At 55.0% G+C, this 16,722-nt stretch carries 19 protein-coding genes; 15 read left to right on the top strand and 4 right to left on the bottom strand.

Annotated features, from left to right (window positions below):
- The first annotated feature begins 542 nt into the window (after window positions 1-542).
- From metK to ruvX, 8 genes are all read left to right on the top strand, one after another.
- On the top strand, window positions 543-1,697 hold the full coding sequence (gene metK / locus AC6I8A_RS16010; protein WP_061720231.1) for a methionine adenosyltransferase: 1,155 nt from the start codon (window positions 543-545) through the stop codon (window positions 1,695-1,697).
- Between the two features lie 478 nt (window positions 1,698-2,175).
- Entirely contained in the window at window positions 2,176-3,570 is a 1,395-nt protein-coding gene (locus AC6I8A_RS16015) for a sugar porter family MFS transporter (protein WP_256697325.1), read from the top strand.
- 118 nt (window positions 3,571-3,688) lie between these two features.
- A complete protein-coding gene (locus AC6I8A_RS16020; RefSeq protein WP_256697327.1) occupies window positions 3,689-4,201 on the top strand; it encodes a SprT family zinc-dependent metalloprotease in 513 nt (170 codons plus the stop codon).
- Window positions 4,202-4,314: 113 nt separating this feature from the next.
- Window positions 4,315-5,022 carry a deoxyribonuclease I gene (gene endA / locus AC6I8A_RS16025; protein ID WP_256697328.1) on the top strand — a complete coding sequence of 236 codons (708 nt, stop codon included), beginning with the start codon at window positions 4,315-4,317 and terminating at the stop codon, window positions 5,020-5,022.
- A 73-nt stretch (window positions 5,023-5,095) separates the two neighbouring features.
- Window positions 5,096-5,827 (top strand): 16S rRNA (uracil(1498)-N(3))-methyltransferase, encoded by a 732-nt coding sequence (gene rsmE, locus AC6I8A_RS16030; protein ID WP_265299202.1) that lies wholly within the window; start codon window positions 5,096-5,098, stop codon window positions 5,825-5,827.
- A gap of 77 nt (window positions 5,828-5,904) precedes the next feature.
- Window positions 5,905-6,849 (top strand): glutathione synthase, encoded by a 945-nt coding sequence (gene gshB / locus AC6I8A_RS16035; protein ID WP_008107250.1) that lies wholly within the window; start codon window positions 5,905-5,907, stop codon window positions 6,847-6,849.
- An 82-nt stretch (window positions 6,850-6,931) separates the two neighbouring features.
- Window positions 6,932-7,495, top strand: a complete 564-nt coding sequence (locus AC6I8A_RS16040; protein WP_497818767.1) for a YqgE/AlgH family protein — start codon at window positions 6,932-6,934, stop codon at window positions 7,493-7,495.
- Window positions 7,495-7,911 carry a Holliday junction resolvase RuvX gene (ruvX, locus tag AC6I8A_RS16045; RefSeq protein WP_497818768.1) on the top strand — a complete coding sequence of 139 codons (417 nt, stop codon included), beginning with the start codon at window positions 7,495-7,497 and terminating at the stop codon, window positions 7,909-7,911. The genes AC6I8A_RS16040 and ruvX overlap by 1 nt, the downstream gene beginning before the upstream one ends.
- Before the next feature lie 51 nt (window positions 7,912-7,962).
- On the opposite strand, the gene AC6I8A_RS16050 is transcribed toward ruvX, so the two are convergent.
- Window positions 7,963-8,955: a type IV pilus twitching motility protein PilT gene (locus AC6I8A_RS16050; protein ID WP_497818769.1), complete on the bottom strand. Its 993-nt coding sequence runs from the start codon at window positions 8,953-8,955 to the stop codon at window positions 7,963-7,965.
- A gap of 16 nt (window positions 8,956-8,971) precedes the next feature.
- Between AC6I8A_RS16050 and AC6I8A_RS16055 the strand changes: the two genes are divergently transcribed.
- The 4 genes from AC6I8A_RS16055 to hemW are packed head-to-tail and all read left to right on the top strand — an operon-like array spanning window position 8,972 to window position 11,995.
- Entirely contained in the window at window positions 8,972-9,679 is a 708-nt protein-coding gene (locus tag AC6I8A_RS16055; RefSeq protein WP_497818770.1) for a YggS family pyridoxal phosphate-dependent enzyme, read from the top strand.
- A 12-nt stretch (window positions 9,680-9,691) separates the two neighbouring features.
- Window positions 9,692-10,246 carry a YggT family protein gene (locus AC6I8A_RS16060; protein ID WP_008107240.1) on the top strand — a complete coding sequence of 185 codons (555 nt, stop codon included), beginning with the start codon at window positions 9,692-9,694 and terminating at the stop codon, window positions 10,244-10,246.
- 20 nt (window positions 10,247-10,266) lie between these two features.
- Complete coding sequence (locus tag AC6I8A_RS16065) at window positions 10,267-10,860, top strand: XTP/dITP diphosphatase (RefSeq protein ID WP_265299192.1); 594 nt, start codon at window positions 10,267-10,269, stop codon at window positions 10,858-10,860.
- Complete coding sequence (hemW, locus tag AC6I8A_RS16070; RefSeq protein WP_497818771.1) at window positions 10,853-11,995, top strand: radical SAM family heme chaperone HemW; 1,143 nt, start codon at window positions 10,853-10,855, stop codon at window positions 11,993-11,995. Before AC6I8A_RS16065 ends, hemW begins: the two co-directional genes overlap by 8 nt.
- Before the next feature lie 34 nt (window positions 11,996-12,029).
- Here hemW and AC6I8A_RS16075 read toward each other — a convergent pair whose 3' ends face one another.
- From AC6I8A_RS16075 to trmB, 3 genes are all read right to left on the bottom strand, one after another.
- Window positions 12,030-12,746, bottom strand: a complete 717-nt coding sequence (locus AC6I8A_RS16075) for a YggN family protein (protein ID WP_256697339.1) — start codon at window positions 12,744-12,746, stop codon at window positions 12,030-12,032.
- Between the two features lie 193 nt (window positions 12,747-12,939).
- The gene (locus AC6I8A_RS16080) at window positions 12,940-13,266 is read right to left on the bottom strand and encodes a YggL family protein (RefSeq protein WP_008107231.1); all 327 of its coding nucleotides are present in this window, start codon (window positions 13,264-13,266) and stop codon (window positions 12,940-12,942) included.
- On the bottom strand, window positions 13,266-13,985 hold the full coding sequence (gene trmB / locus AC6I8A_RS16085) for a tRNA (guanosine(46)-N7)-methyltransferase TrmB (protein ID WP_008107230.1): 720 nt from the start codon (window positions 13,983-13,985) through the stop codon (window positions 13,266-13,268). The genes AC6I8A_RS16080 and trmB overlap by 1 nt, the downstream gene beginning before the upstream one ends.
- Window positions 13,986-14,139: 154 nt before the next feature.
- On the opposite strand from trmB, the gene mutY reads away from it, so the two are divergent.
- The 3 genes from mutY to mltC are packed head-to-tail and all read left to right on the top strand — an operon-like array spanning window position 14,140 to window position 16,631.
- Complete coding sequence (mutY, locus tag AC6I8A_RS16090) at window positions 14,140-15,225, top strand: A/G-specific adenine glycosylase (RefSeq protein ID WP_256697340.1); 1,086 nt, start codon at window positions 14,140-14,142, stop codon at window positions 15,223-15,225.
- Window positions 15,225-15,497: an oxidative damage protection protein gene (locus AC6I8A_RS16095; RefSeq protein WP_007890330.1), complete on the top strand. Its 273-nt coding sequence runs from the start codon at window positions 15,225-15,227 to the stop codon at window positions 15,495-15,497. Before mutY ends, AC6I8A_RS16095 begins: the two co-directional genes overlap by 1 nt.
- Before the next feature lie 54 nt (window positions 15,498-15,551).
- Window positions 15,552-16,631, top strand: a complete 1,080-nt coding sequence (gene mltC, locus AC6I8A_RS16100; RefSeq protein ID WP_008107227.1) for a membrane-bound lytic murein transglycosylase MltC — start codon at window positions 15,552-15,554, stop codon at window positions 16,629-16,631.
- The last annotated feature ends 91 nt before the right edge of the window (window positions 16,632-16,722 follow it).

Below are 16,722 nucleotides of genomic sequence, written 5' to 3' on the forward strand. Positions count from 1 at the left end.
ATGAACACAACGTCGATAGGAGAAAAGAACGGGTTTGCAGTGTGAAAGGAGTGCCAGCGCGCCGCAACAGCGCAGTGAACCAAAGCGAGAGAAAGAGTGGTTCATTACTTTAATCACCTCCATCGCCTGCTTAAAGCATGCGAGAAACGGCTTGGGTGAAGGTCAGATTAAATGGCATCTGACGGCGCGACGCACGGCGGCGTCATCCTTTGCGGCTGTGGTCGACAGCAGCGGCGTTTTATACAGCCACGCGGGGTAAATTGCAAAATCTTTGTCAGTAACTGCGCGCGGTGTCAGGAAATGATTCCACTTATGATGTTGCGGAAAATGCGGGATCGGAAAAAGCACTGGAAAAGTGCTCACTGAGTAACCTAGAATAGCCGTCCAGATGGTTTTCCATCTAAACTGATTAACATCCAGGCGGTGTGAGTTAATGCTCTCGCTGCCACTGCTTGCGGCTTTGCCTGAAGGGGCGTCGAGTTGGTCTGATCCCGCTTACGCTATGCAGTCGTATTCAAACCATTTTTAAGGTAAAGAACAGAATGGCTAAACACCTTTTTACATCTGAGTCCGTATCAGAAGGACATCCTGATAAAATCGCTGACCAAATTTCCGATGCCGTGCTGGATGCGATCCTCGAGCAGGATCCTAAAGCGCGCGTGGCCTGCGAAACTTACGTGAAGACCGGTATGGTGCTGGTTGGCGGTGAAATCACCACCAGCGCTTGGGTGGATATCGAAGAGATCACCCGTAATACCGTACGTGAAATCGGCTATGTCCATTCCGATATGGGCTTTGATGCGAACTCTTGCGCAGTGCTGAGCGCGATTGGTAAGCAATCTCCAGACATCAATCAGGGCGTTGACCGTACCGATCCGCTGGAACAAGGCGCGGGCGATCAGGGCCTGATGTTCGGCTACGCCAGCAACGAAACCGATGTGCTGATGCCAGCGCCGGTCACCTACGCGCACCGTCTGGTGCAGCGTCAGGCTGAAGTGCGTAAAAGTGGTTCACTGCCGTGGCTGCGTCCGGATGCAAAAAGCCAGATCACCTTCCAGTACGATGACGGCAAAATTGTCGGTATCGATGCGGTTGTGCTGTCAACTCAGCATGCTGAAGATGTGACCACCGCCGATCTGCGTGAAGCGGTGATGGAAGAGATCATCAAGCCGGTTCTGCCGACTGAGTGGATCACCGCCAGCACCAAATACCACATCAACCCAACAGGCCGTTTTGTCATCGGTGGTCCAATGGGCGACTGCGGTTTGACCGGTCGTAAAATTATCGTTGATACCTACGGCGGCATGGCGCGTCACGGTGGCGGCGCGTTCTCAGGTAAGGATCCGTCAAAAGTTGACCGCTCTGCCGCTTACGCCGCACGTTATGTGGCGAAGAACATCGTCGCGGCTGGCCTGGCTGACCGCTGTGAAATCCAGGTTTCTTACGCCATCGGCGTGGCTGAGCCAACCTCCATCATGGTTGAAACCTTCGGTACCGAGAAAGTTTCTACCGAGCAGCTGACGCTGCTGGTACGCGAGTTCTTCGACCTGCGTCCATACGGCCTGATTCAGATGATGGATCTGCTGAAACCGATCTATAAAGAGACCGCTGCATACGGTCACTTTGGTCGTGAGCACTTCCCGTGGGAGCAGACTGATAAAGCGGCGCAGCTGCGCGAAGCGGCGGGTTTGAAGTAACAGACTCCTCTGCGGGCTGATGCCCTCACCCCGGCCCTCTCCCACGGGAGAGGGAGACGCTGCAATATGTCAGATTGATTTTAAAAGCTCGCTTTAGGCGGGCTTTTTTTATGGCTTTGCATCGGCAGGCACATTTTTCTCCACTGTCTACACTTCTTTCACCTCGCTTACAACTTGGTGATAACGATTACATTTTGAAATCCATTAACAATCGGCAATTTAGAGATTTTTCAGCGTAGTTATTAACGTGAAAATGCGTTATTTTCAGCGTCCTCTGATTGCCGGTATTTAGTGCGATGTCAGAAACTTAAAGGGTGCTATACCTTACTGGTTACGTAACTATTTCGGGCGGAAAATGCTGGATTGCAGGGTTTCAGCGTGTGTAACCGATTACACTGATGTGATCTTACTCACTTTTTTCCGCCGACAGGTTTCATAACATTGATAACAACAACGATGGATAAACTTTGGAGGCTTCATGCCTGGTAATACTAATAAGAGCAGAACTTCAAATAAGGTCATGACCTTGTTTGTCTGCTTTTTAGCGGCGCTGGCCGGCTTGCTGTTTGGATTGGATATCGGTGTGATCGCCGGTGCGCTGCCTTTCATCGCGAAAGACTTCAACGTCACCGCACATCAGCAAGAGTGGATCGTCAGCTCAATGATGTTTGGTGCTGCTGTTGGTGCTGTGGGAAGCGGCTGGATGTCATCGCGTCTCGGTCGTAAAAAAAGCCTGATGGCCGGTGCGATTCTGTTCGTTATCGGTTCGCTGTGGTCTGCCGGCGCAACCAGCCCGGAAATGCTGATCGCCGCACGTGTGGTGCTTGGCCTGGCCGTTGGTGTCGCCTCTTACACCGCGCCGCTGTATCTCTCTGAAATCGCGCCAGAGAAGATTCGCGGCAGCATGATTTCGCTGTACCAGCTGATGATCACCATCGGTATTCTGGCGGCGTATCTCTCCGATACCGCGTTCAGTGATGCTGGCGCATGGCGCTGGATGCTGGGCATCATCACCATTCCAGCGGTGCTGCTGCTCATCGGGGTATTCTTCTTGCCGAACAGCCCACGCTGGCTGGCGGCTAAAGGTGATTTCCGCAGTGCTGAGCGCGTGTTATCGCGTCTGCGTGATACCAGCGAGCAAGCAAAACGCGAGCTGGATGAAATCCGTGAAAGCCTGAAAATCAAACAGTCAGGCTGGCAGCTGTTCCAGAGCAACAGCAACTTCCGCCGCGCGGTGTTCCTTGGCGTGCTGTTGCAGGTAATGCAGCAGTTCACCGGTATGAACGTCATCATGTATTACGCGCCGAAGATCTTCGAAATCGCTGGCTTCGCCAACACCACGCAGCAAATGTGGGGCACGGTAATTGTCGGTCTGGTGAACGTTCTGGCCACCTTTATTGCTATCGGTCTGGTGGATCGCTGGGGCCGTAAACCAACGCTGGTGCTGGGCTTCATGGTGATGGCGATTGGTATGGGCATCCTTGGCACCATGCTGCACATTGGCATTCACTCGCCAGAAGCGCAGTACTTCGCGGTGGCGATGCTGCTGATGTTTATCGTTGGTTTTGCGATGTCTGCCGGTCCGCTGATTTGGGTCCTGTGTTCCGAGATTCAGCCGCTGAAAGGCCGCGACTTCGGTATCACGGTTTCCACCGCGACCAACTGGATTGCCAACATGATCGTTGGTGCCACCTTCCTGACCATGCTGAATACGCTGGGCAACGCGCCAACCTTCTGGGTTTACGCCGGTCTGAACGTGTTCTTCATTCTGCTGACGCTGGCGCTGATTCCAGAGACCAAAAACGTCTCGCTGGAGCACATCGAGCGCAACCTGATGCAGGGCAAAAAACTGCGCGATATCGGTCAAAAGTAATCCCGATAAGCGAATGCAAGGGCTGCCAACTGGCAGCCCTTTTTTACAGGTTCGCCATTTAGGGTGACCGCTGCACACTCAGTTGATTCAACCGCTGCAACCTTTTATGCTGCCCCACATGAAAACACCACGCCTTCCCATCGCCTTACAGCAAGCCGTCATGCGTTCACTACGCCATTATTTGCAGCTGGCTAACGAAAAGCTGGAACGCCGATTTGATGAGCCCTCTTTGATCTATCAGCAGCGCGGTACCGCTGCGGGCACCGCATGGCTGGAGAGGTGGGAAATCCGCATCAATCCGGTGCTGCTGCTGGAGAATCAGCAGGCATTTGTTGATGAAGTAGTGCCGCACGAACTGGCGCATCTGCTGGTGTGGAAAACCTTTGGCCGCGTGCCGCCGCACGGCAAAGAGTGGAAATGGATGATGGAGAGCGTGCTGGGTGTGCCTGCACGTCGCACCCACAAGTTTGAAATCGACTCGGTGCGCAGCAACACCTTTCCCTATCGCTGCAGCTGCCAGCAGCATCAGCTTACGGTACGTCGCCATAACCGCGTGCTGCGCGGTGAAAGCGAATATCGCTGCGTACACTGCAAATCGCTGCTGCAACCCGGTGAGTTTTTATCGAAATAGTTTAGCAATATAGTTTGTAATATAGTTCAGCAACATAGCCTAATCTCATATCCCGTACGTCATCATTCTGTTACCCTGCCGCCCTTTTTCAGGACCAGGTTAATTTTTGGAATATGTCTCGCAAAACGCTGCTGTTACTTACCTTATTAGTTGCCCCGCTTAGCGCTTATAGCCTCAGTTTTACTCACTATCATCAAAACAATTTTAGTCAGGCCAAAACTTATGCCGCGCAGATCAACGCTGATGCGCCCGCCGACTTTTACTGCGGCTGCAAAATCAGCTGGCACGGCAAAAAGGGCGTGCCCGATTTAAACAGCTGCGGTTACAGCGTGCGTAAGAATGCCAATCGCGCCGAACGTATTGAGTGGGAACATGTGATGCCCGCATGGGAGTTCGGCCATCAGCGTCAATGCTGGCAGAACGGCGGACGCAAAAGCTGCAGCAAGGATGCCGATTACCGTCGCATCGAAAGCGATCTGCACAACCTGCAGCCCGCGATTGGTGAGGTAAACGGCGACCGCAATAACTTCCAGTACAGCCAGTGGAACGGCGGCGAACAGCAGTACGGTCAATGCAGCATGAAGGTTGATTTTAAGCAGAAACTGGCGCAGCCGCCGGAGCGTGCGCGTGGCGCCATTGCCCGCACTTACTTCTATATGCGCGACCAATATCATCTGCGCCTGTCGCGCCAGCAAACCCAGCTGTTTACCGCGTGGGATAAGCAATATCCGGTGACGACGTGGGAGTGCGAGCGCGACAATCGCATCGCCAAAGTGCAGGGAAATCACAATTCCTACGTACAGCAGGCTTGCCAGCGCTAAAAGCGCTACCCTACACTAACTTTTTTCGATTGCGCCGTGTCTGCTGACACGGCATAACGCTGGCAGGAACCGCATGCGTATACCTCGCATTTATCATCCCGAATCTCTCGAAGTTAACAGTGACGTCTTCCTCGATGAGGATGCCGCTAACCATGTTGGACGCGTGCTGCGCATGACGGCCGGTCAGCAAATTGAGCTGTTTGATGGCAGTAATCTGACTTTTAGCGCCGAAATCACCCAGGCTGATAAAAAGCGTGTAAAAGTAAGGGTCCTTGCCAGTCAGGCTGATGACCGTGAATCCCCGCTGCATTTACACCTCGGCCAGGTAATGTCGCGCGGTGAAAAAATGGAATTCACTATCCAGAAATCGATCGAACTTGGCGTGAATGTGATTACGCCCTTGTTTTCTGAACGCTGCGGCGTAAAGCTGGATGCCGAGCGACTGGCGAAAAAGATTCAGCAATGGCAGAAAATCGCGATTGCCGCCTGTGAACAGTGCGGCCGTAATCGTGTGCCGGAAATTCGCGAACCGATGACGTTACAAGCCTGGTGCGCGGAAGCCGAAGACGGTTTGAAGCTCAATTTGCATCCTCGCGCCAGCCACAGCATCAACACATTGCCGCAGCCGGTTGAGCGTCTGCGCTTGCTGATTGGCCCGGAAGGTGGCTTAACCGCCGAAGAAATTGCCATGACTGCGCAGCAGGGTTTTACCGATATTCTGCTTGGACCACGCGTGTTGCGCACCGAAACCACCGCACTCACCGCCATTACGGCACTTCAGGTGAGGTTTGGTGACCTCGGTTAAGCGATACTTTCGGGTTCGAACGTAACTTCACAGCACAACGCTTTCGGGGTAGTTGCTTCCCCATTTAGGAGAGAATAATGATTAAGCTTGGCATCGTTATGGACCCCATTTCGTCCATCAACATTAAAAAAGACACCAGCTTCGCCATGTTGCTGGAAGCACAGCGCCGTGGTTACGAAATTCATTACATGGAGATGAGCGATCTCTCCCTGCGCGGTGGCGTGAGCTATGCGCGCACCCGTCTGCTGAGCGTTGAGCAGAACTACGACAACTGGTACACGTTTGGCAGCGAGCAGAATATCCCGCTGGCCGATCTTAACGTGGTGCTGATGCGTAAAGATCCGCCGTTCGACACCGAATTTATCTACGCTACTTACCTGCTGGAACGTGCAGAAGAGCAAGGCACGCTGATCGTTAACAAACCGCAGAGCCTGCGCGACTGCAACGAGAAGCTCTATACCGCGTGGTTCGCCGACCTGACGCCTGATACGCTGGTCACACGCAATAAAGAGCAGCTGCGCGCCTTCTGGCAGGAACATGGCGACGTGATCCTGAAGCCGCTGGACGGCATGGGCGGCGCATCGATCTTCCGCGTGAAGCAGGACGATCCCAACTTCGGCGTGATCACTGAAACTCTGACCAATCACGGCCAGAACTTCTGCATGGCGCAGAACTATCTGCCGGCGATTAAAGATGGCGACAAACGTGTATTGGTGGTGGATGGCGAACCTGTGCCGTACTGCCTGGCGCGTATTCCGCAAGGCGGCGAAACGCGCGGCAACCTGGCGGCCGGTGGCCGTGGTGAAGCGCGTCCGCTAAGTGACAGCGACTGGGAAATTGCGCGTCGCGTCGGCCCAACGCTGAAAGCTAAAGGGCTGATTTTTGTCGGCCTGGATATCATCGGTGATAAACTGACTGAAGTTAACGTGACCAGCCCAACCTGCGTACGTGAAATCGAGGCCGCGTTCCCGATATCGATCACTGGCATGCTGATGGATGCCATTGAGAAACGCCTGGGCTGATGCCGTCGGAGTCTCCACTCCGTGAACACCCAAAACCGGCGCTGCCGCGGCTGCGCCGGTTATTTTTGGTATACGAGTGATAATGAATTTACAGCATCATTTTTTAATTGCGATGCCGTCGCTGCAGGACCCACTGTTCAAACGCTCGGTAGTTTATATCTGCGAGCACAATGAAGATGGCGCCATGGGTTTGATCGTCAATAAGCCGATGGATAACCTGACGGTCGAAGGCATTCTGAAAAAGCTAAAAATTAGCGCATCCGAACGCGATCCTGCCATTAAACTGGACAAGCCGGTGTTTGCCGGTGGTCCGCTGGCGGAAGATCGTGGTTTCATCCTGCACTCGGCGCAGCACATTTACTCCTCGAGCATTCGTATCTCAGACACCACGGTGATCACCACCTCGCGTGATGTGCTGGAAGCGATTGGTACCACTTCACAGCCCGATAACGTGCTGGTGGCGCTGGGATATTGCGCCTGGGAAAAAGGTCAGCTTGAGGATGAGCTGCTGGAGAATGCCTGGCTCACCTCGCCGGCTAACATCAATATTCTGTTCCAGACGCCCATCGCTGAGCGCTGGCGTGAAGCGGCACGCGGTTTAGGTGTCGATATTCACAACATTGCCACAGATGCAGGACACGCCTGATGGCCAGTGAAACCTTACTGGGCTTCGATTTCGGCACCAAAAGCATCGGTGTTGCGGTCGGTCAGCAGCTAACGGGCACTGCCGGCGCGCTGACGGCGCTAAAAGCGCAGGATGGCACGCCGGACTGGAAGCTGATCGAAAAGCTGCTGAAAGAGTGGCAGCCCGATTATGTGGTGGTGGGTTTGCCGCTGAATATGGATGGCACCGAACAGGAGCTCACCGCGCGCGCACGTAAGTTCGCCAATCGCCTGCATGGCCGCTTTGGCGTTCGCGTCGAGCTACAGGACGAGCGTCTGAGCACCGTCGAAGCGCGTGCCGACCTATTTGAACGCGGCGGCTTTCGAGCGTTGCAGAAAGGCCAGGTCGATTCCCAATCTGCAGTGATCATCCTCGAAGATTGGTTTGATACGCATTAAAGCCCGCATTTTCGTAGGGTCGCCATTCATGGCGACCGATATAACAACATGTTAAATCATCCCCGCCAACTGCCGCGCCTGCTCGCTCTGGGCAAAGGTCTGCATGCCCGCCTGCGCACCGGTTTGCAACACGCCAGGCAACTGATGCATCTTGCCTTCACGAATCAAATTCGCCACCGCCGGCGTCGCCACCAATACTTCAAACAAACCCACACGCCCGCCCGCTTTCGCCGGCACTAAACGTTGCGCCAGCACCGCTTTCAGGCTGCCCGCTAATTGGGTTCGCACCAGGTTTTTCTCCTCGGCGGGAAACACATCCACCAGCCGATCGACCGCCTGGGTTGCGCCGCGCGTATGGAGCGTAGCCAGCACCAGATGCCCGGTTTCTGCCGCAGTGAGCGCCAAACGGATCGTTTCACTGTCGCGCAATTCACCGAGCAGAATCACATCAGGATCTTCACGCAGCGCCGCTTTCAGCCCGTATTGAAACGACGCGCAGTGCGCGCCGACCTCGCGCTGCTGAATCAGCGAGCGCTGGCTGTGATGCACGAACTCAATCGGATCTTCCAGCGTCAGGATATGCCGCGCCTGCTGGCGGTTCAGGCAATCCACCATCGCCGCCAGGGTGGTGGATTTACCGCTGCCGGTGGCGCCAGTAATTAAAATTAGCCCCTCTTCCAGCTGTAACAGCTGGTTCACCACCTCCGGCAAATGCAGGCTGCTGAGATCGGGCGCCTGGCTGGCAATCAGCCGCAGCGCCAGCGATAAACCGTGACGCTGCATAAAGAGGTTGGCGCGTAGCCTTACGCTGCTGGCAAGGGTGATGGCAAAGTCAACGTGGCCATTCTCCTCCAGCTCGGCCTGTTGCGGTGGCGTGAGCCACTGCTGCATAAAGGCTTCCAGCCAGCCGCCATCCAGCGCGCTCTGCTGCGGAATCGGCTCCAGCACGCCTTGTCGCCGCCAGTGCGGCAAATGTCCGCTGCAAAGGTGCAGATCGGCGGCGTTATGCTTTACACTAAGGGCCACAATTTCATCCAACTCCATTTAACTTCTCCTGACTATGACTTCCATTGAGCACAACTTACAGCAAGTGCGTGAGCGTATCGCCGCTGCCGCCGCACGTTGCGACCGCGCGCCAGAAGAAATTACGCTGCTTGCAGTGAGCAAAACCAAACCTGCGAGCGCGGTCGCAGAAGCCATTGCCGCTGGACAACAAGCGTTCGGTGAAAATTACGTGCAGGAAGGGGTTGAAAAAGTGGCTGAGCTGGCCGCACATCCTGATTTGCAATGGCACTTTATCGGCCCGCTGCAATCCAATAAAAGCCGTCTGGTGGCGGAAAACTTCGCCTGGTGCCACACCGTTGACCGCCAGCGCATCGCGCAGCGCCTGAACGATCAGCGCCCGGCGTCGTTGCCGCCGCTCAACGTGTTAATTCAGGTAAATATCAGTGACGAGAACAGCAAATCTGGCATCATGCTGGAGGCGTTGCCGGAGCTGGCGCAGCAGATCGCCGCACTGCCGAATTTGCGCTTGCGTGGGCTGATGGCGATTCCGGCGCCAGAGTCAGACTACGCGCGGCAACTGGCGGTGTGTCAGCAGATGGCCGCCGCGTTTCAAACCTTAAAACAGGACTATCCTGACGTCGATACGCTTTCTCTGGGAATGAGCGACGATATGGACGCGGCTATCGCCGCGGGCAGCACGATGGTGCGTATTGGCACCGCCGTTTTTGGCGCGCGGGATTATGCGCGACCTTCACAACAATAATTGAGGAACCTCATGTTAACACTGACGTTTTTAGTCAAAACGCTGATCGATTTGTACGTGATGGTGCTGCTGCTGCGCATCTGGATGCAGTGGTCGCGCTGTGACTTCTACAATCCGCTGGCGCAGTTTGTCGTGAAGATCACCCAACCGATTATCAAGCCGCTGCGCCGCGTGATTCCGGCAATTGGGCCGATTGATACCGCATCGCTGCTGCTGGCCTTTGTGCTGACGACGCTGAAATATCCGATCCTGCTGCTGATTCAGGTTGGCGTGTTCTCGGTTGATCCCACCAACCTGCTGGTTGGCCTGTTGTCGCTGGTGAAATCCGCCGGTTATCTGGTGTTCTGGGTGATCATCATTCGTTCGCTGATGAGCTGGATCAGCCAGGGTCGCGGCCCGGTGGATCAGGTTTTGATGCAGCTGACTGAACCGCTGATGTCGCCAATTCGCCGTATTCTGCCGGCGATGGGCGGTATCGATTTCTCTGCCATGATTGTGATTCTGGTGCTGTACGCGCTGAATTTCCTCGGCATGGACCTGTTCCCAGGTCTTTGGTATTTGCTGTAATTCGTCTATCTGGAACTGTTATGCAAAAAGTTGTTCTCGCGACCGGTAATCCGGGCAAAGTTCGTGAACTGGCCGATCTGTTAGCGGCCTTCGGGCTTGATATCGTGGCGCAAACCGAACTCGGCGTTGAGTCGGCGGAAGAAACCGGCCTGACCTTTATCGAAAACGCCATTCTGAAAGCGCGCCATGCGGCGGAGATCACCGGCTTACCGGCGATTGCCGACGATTCCGGTCTGGCGGTCGATGCGCTGGGCGGCGCGCCGGGAATTTACTCCGCGCGCTATGCGGGCGTTGATGCCAGCGATCAGCAAAATCTGGATAAGCTGCTGCTAGCATTGGAAAAGGTGCCGGATGGCGAACGTCAGGCGCAATTCCACTGCGTGCTGGTTTACGTGCGTCACGCCGCCGATCCAACGCCGCTGGTGTTCCACGGTAGCTGGGCCGGCGAAATTACCCGTGCGGCAGCGGGCGCTGGCGGTTTCGGTTACGATCCCATCTTCTATGTCCCTGAATCAGGTAAAACGGCGGCAGAGCTGAGTAAAGACGAAAAGCGCGCCGTCTCTCACCGTGGTAAAGCATTGACGCTGCTACTGGAAGCAATGCGCAATGCCTGAGTTACCTCCTTTAAGCCTGTACATCCACATTCCGTGGTGTGTGCAGAAGTGTCCGTATTGTGATTTCAACTCTCACGCGTTAAAAGGCGAGGTGCCGCACATTGAGTATGTGCAGCACCTGCTTAACGATCTCGAACAGGATTTGCCGCTGACCGGCGGGCGTGAAGTGCGCACTATTTTCATCGGCGGCGGTACGCCAAGCCTGCTGAGCAGCGATGCAATGCAGATGCTGATGGACGGCGTGCGTGCGCGTTTGCCGCTGGCGGCCGAGGCGGAAATCACCATGGAAGCCAATCCAGGCACCGTGGAAGCCGATCGCTTTAGCGGCTACCAGAAAGCCGGTATTAATCGTATTTCGATTGGCGTGCAGAGTTTCAGTCCGCAGAAGCTGGAGCGCCTTGGCCGTATTCACGGGCCGGAAGAAGCGGTGCGCGCGGCACAGCTGGCGGAAGGTTTAGGCCTGCGCAGCTTTAACCTCGACTTGATGCACGGCTTGCCGGATCAGTCACTGGAAGAAGCGCTGGATGATTTACGCCAGGCGATTGCGCTCAATCCACCACATCTGTCGTGGTATCAGCTGACGATTGAGCCGAATACCTTATTCGGTTCGCGTCCGCCCAAACTGCCGGATGACGATGCGCTGTGGGATATCTTTGAGCAAGGCCATCAACTACTGAGCGCTGCGGGTTATCAGCAGTATGAAACCTCGGCGTATGCCAAACCGGGTTATCGCTGCGAGCACAATCTCAACTATTGGCGTTTCGGTGATTACCTCGGCATTGGCTGTGGCGCGCACGGCAAGCTGACGCAGGCCGATGGTCGCATTGTGCGTACGGTGAAAACCCGTCATCCGCGCGGCTTTATGAAAGGCACCTATCTCGATAAGCAGCACGACGTCGCCGAGAACGACAAACCGTTCGAATTCTTTATGAACCGTTTCCGCCTGCTGGAAGCGGCACCGCGCGCCGATTTCCGTCGCTATACCGGCATGGATGAGCAGGTGATTCGCCCGCAAATTGATGCGGCGATAAGTGCGGGATACGTGGTGGAAACCACTGAGAACTGGCAAATTACAGAGAAAGGGAAACTGTTCCTGAACTCGCTGCTGGAGCTGTTCTTAAGCGAAGATGAGTGAGTAAAAAAGGCCGGGAAACCGGCCTTTTAGTTTTTTAACCTTTAACGCCCTGCATCAAGCCTTTACGCTGATCTTCCAGCACGGTAACGCGGTTACACACTTCGTGGCCGAAGTTCTGGAAATCCTGTTCCTGCTTATTCCATTCCGCCTGCACCGACTGCTGTAGGCCGCCAAGGTTTCCCATGATCGCCTGCAGTGGATTGCTGCCATTTGCCGCCTGGCTGCTGCCCATTTCGTTGAGGCTATCCTGCATGATGCCGCCGAGCGTGCTCTGCACCAGCTTCTCGCCTTCCGCGCGCACCTGATCGATGGCCTGATGATGGAAGGTCAAACCGTCTGGACGATGCTCGATAATGCGGTTCATTTGTTGCTTAAGCTGACCATCCAGCTTGGTGAGGCGATTACGTACGTTGCTGTTCTCGCCGAGCTTCTCGACAATCACTTTATCCAGCGCCACGCGGCTGCGCTCCAGACGCGAGGTCGCGCCGCTATCGATCCACGGCAAATCGCGACGCAGCGCGTTTTGATAATCGATGGCTTTCTGGCGCGCGGCGTTATCCACGTTGATCTTCTGACCATTGAACTGCACATCGCCCTGCGGAGTGATTTCGAGGTTGCCGTTGGTTCCCACCACCTGCACGCTCTGCGGTTTAATGATCACATCATCCTGTGGCTTGACGCTGCACTCGTATGCAGCCTGAGCCTGAGTTGCCGCCAGCAGCAGCGCGGCGATAAGTGCCTTACGAACCATGAAATCTCCCATAAACGAAAAACCGCCGATGCCTTGCCTTTCGTACAGGTCAGGCGTCGGCGGCGCAGCGATTTTGGTGGCGGGAAGCCGCAAGCATCCGGAGCGTACATTAGTACGTGAGGAATGCGCGCACTGCCCGGTGCCAAAATAGCAAGTGAGCTAGCCTGAAGCGATTACTCAGAAGAGCAGTATATTAGTCCCACCAAACGTCGAAGAGTTCAGTCACCTGCACATCGGTCAGGTTGTGGGCTTCCAGCCACTTACGCACCAGCTCGCGGTGCTCATCAGTGCATTTGCCGGTTTCCTGCAAGCACACCAAACCTTCCCACACCAGATAACCGCTGCCGTCATACGCCAGACCATTCGGCGCGATCACTTCATTAATGAACTGATCAACAGTGGCGTCGATTTGCTCCTCGGTGGTGCCTTCGGCAAAACGCCAGGCGACGGAGAAACCTAATTCCTGAAACTCATCAATATGCAGTTTTTTACGCAAACGACGGCTACGCTGTACGGCCATTATTTCACCCTCTCAAACATCAGATCCCACACGCCATGGCCCAGTCGCTGCCCGCGCTGCTCAAACTTGGTTAACGGACGCGTTTCTGGACGCGGCACGTAATTGTTACTTTCCGACTGATTTTTATATCCGTCGATGCTGCTCATCACTTCCAACATATGTTCGGCGTAGGCTTCCCAATCGGTCGCCATATGGAACACGCCGCCCAGCTTCAATTTGCGCATCACCAGCTCAGCAAACGGCACCTGTACGATGCGGCGTTTGTTATGGCGCGCTTTGTGCCACGGATCCGGGAAGAACAGCTGCACCATACGCAGCGAGTTATCCGGAATCATCTTCTGCAGCACTTCCACCGCGTCGTGACACATCACGCGCAGGTTTTCCACGCCCGCTTCCTTCGCCGATGCCAGGCAAGCACCCACGCCCGGCGCATGCACTTCCAGGCCGAGGAAGTTCTGATGCGGATTATTCTGCGCCATGGTCACCAGCGAGGCGCCCATGCCGAAACCGATCTCCAGCACCACCGGCGCGTCTCGGCCAAACAGCGTCACCAGATCCAGCGGCTCCTGCTGGAACTCCACGCCCATCTCCGGCCATAAATTATCGAGCGCGAGCTGCTGTCCTTTCGTTAAGCGCCCCTGACGGCGCACAAAACTGCGGATACGGCGTAATGGCCGCCCGTTCTCATCAAATTCTGGGGTGATGACGTCATTAATCATGTTGAAGCCTGCTGGTTAGCCTGTTCTGGGAAACGGGCATTATGCAAAGTTAGGAAGCAGAAGCAAGCCTTTGCAATGTTCCGGTTTACACCCTGAGGTCTCTGTGCTGGAATTCCTGCCTGATTGTAGAGTAAACACGGAAAATTTCCTTCTTATGATGCAAGCGCCGACGTTCGCGCAACAAGTGCTGGATTGGTATCAGCGCTTTGGTCGCAAAACCCTGCCGTGGCAGCAGGAGAAAACGCCGTACAAGGTATGGCTCTCTGAAGTGATGCTGCAGCAAACCCAGGTTGCTACCGTCATTCCCTATTTTGAACGCTTTATGGCGCGCTTCCCAACGGTGGCCGATCTGGCGGCTGCGCCGCTGGATGAAGTGCTGCATCTGTGGACCGGTCTCGGCTATTACGCGCGTGCGCGTAATCTGCACAAAGCCGCGAAACAGGTGGTGGAGATGCACGGCGGCGAGTTCCCGCGTAACTTTGACGATGTTGCGGCGCTGCCGGGCATTGGTCGTTCGACTGCGGGCGCGGTGTTGTCGCTGTCGCTGGGTCTGCACTTCCCGATTCTGGATGGCAACGTAAAACGCGTGCTGGCGCGCTGCTACGCGGTGGGCGGCTGGCCGGGTAAAAAGGACGTTGAAAAACGGCTGTGGCAGATCAGCGAAGAGGTCACGCCAGCGGCAGGCGTCAGCCAGTTCAATCAGGCGATGATGGACCTTGGCGCGTTAGTATGTACTCGCTCACGCCCTAAATGCGAAATCTGCCCGCTCAATAGCGGATGCGTTGCTTATGCCAACAGCAGCTGGGCTGAATATCCCGGCAAGAAACCTAAGCAGACTTTGCCAGAACGCAGTGGCTGGATGTTGATGATGCAGGATGGTGATGATGTGTGGTTAGAGCAGCGTCCGCCGGTTGGCCTGTGGGGCGGATTGTTCTGCTTTCCGCAGTTTACAACTGAGCAAGCGCTAACTGACTGGCTAACCGAGCGCGGCATTCATGCCAAACCGCAGCAGCTCACCGCATTCCGCCACACCTTCAGCCATTTCCACTTAGACATTGTGCCTATGTGGCTCGCATGGCCTTCCGCTGGGTCGCTGATGGATGAAGCGGGCGGTCTCTGGTATAACTTAGCGCAACCACCGTCAGTGGGTTTGGCGGCGCCGGTTGAGCGCTTGCTGCATGAAATGCGCCATCCCCAGCAGCTTACGCGTCGAGCAGACGCGACCGAAGAGGAAGAGTAATGAGCCGCACCATTTTTTGTACTTATCTGCAACGCGACGCTGAGGGTCAGGACTTTCAGCTCTATCCTGGCGAGCTGGGTAAGCGCATCTTTAATGAGATCTCCAAAGAAGCCTGGCAGCAGTGGATGTCCAAGCAAACCATGCTGATCAATGAGAAGAAATTGAGCATGATGAACCCGGAAGATCGCAAAGTGCTGGAGAAGGAGATGATCAATTTCCTGTTCGAAGGCAAAGATGTGCACATTGAAGGTTACACCCCGCCAGAAAAATAACCGTTCAGGGCTTCCCTTTGAGGCCCTCTTTTTCGATTCAGGCACGCATTAACAATGAATAAAAAACTGATAGCGCTCTTGGTGATTGCACCACTTTTGGTCTCCTGCTCCGGACAAAAAAAATCGCAGTACCATGAAGAGTGGGTCAAGGACACCAACGGTTTTGATATTTTGATGGGTCAGTTTGCCCACAATATTGAAAACATTTGGGGAATCAATGAAGTTCTGATCGCCGGACCGAAAGATTACGTCAAATATAGCGACGGCTATTACACCCGCAGTCACATCAATTTTGACAGCGGTAGCATCACCATTGAGACCATTTCCGGCACCGATCCGATGGCCAGCCTGCGTCAGGCGATCATCACCACGCTGTTGATTGGCGAAGATCCGGGCAATGTCGATCTCTACTCCGATGCCAACGATATTCAAATCAGTAAAGAGCCGCTGCTGTACGGCCAGGTGCTGGATAATACCGGCCAGCCGATTCGCTGGCAGGGCCGCGCCGGTAGCTTTGCTGATTACCTGATTCAAAACAAACTGCAGAAACGCACCTCCGGATTGCACGTCATCTGGTCGGTTACCATTCCGATGGTGCCCAACCACCTCGACAAGCGTGCGCACAAATATCTGCCGATGGTGCGTAAAGCCGCTGAGCAATATGGCGTCGATGCGTCACTGATTCTGGCTATTATGCAGATTGAATCGAGCTTCAACCCGTATGCGGTGAGCCATGCTGATGCGCTGGGACTGATGCAGGTGGTGCAGCATACCGCCGGTGTCGATGTGTTCCGCATGAAGGGCAAAGGCGGCAAACCAAGCCGCAGCTATCTGCTTGATCCTGAGAATAATATTGATGCGGGCACCGCGTATTTATCGCTGCTGCAGAGAAGTTATTTAGGTGGGATACAGGATCCGACATCACGGCGTTATGCGGTGATTACGGCCTACAACGGCGGTGCGGGCAGCGTGCTGCGCGTGTTCTCCAGCGATAAGGATCGCGCGTTCTCGTCAATAAATAGTATGTCGCCGACGGAAGTTTACCAGACGCTGACCACCAACCATCCATCGGCGGAATCGCGTCGTTATCTGTATAAAGTGAGCCAGGCGCAGCGCAGTTATCGCCGGTTTTAAGCTGGTGCGGTTTGCCCGTCATCCCAACCTTCTCCCGCCTGCGGGAGAAGGAGCTAAAAATTCCCTCTCCCGCTAGCGGGAGAGGGTTAGG

The sequence above is a fragment of the Pantoea sp. X-Soil-ISGK-275 genome (assembly GCF_059730795.1).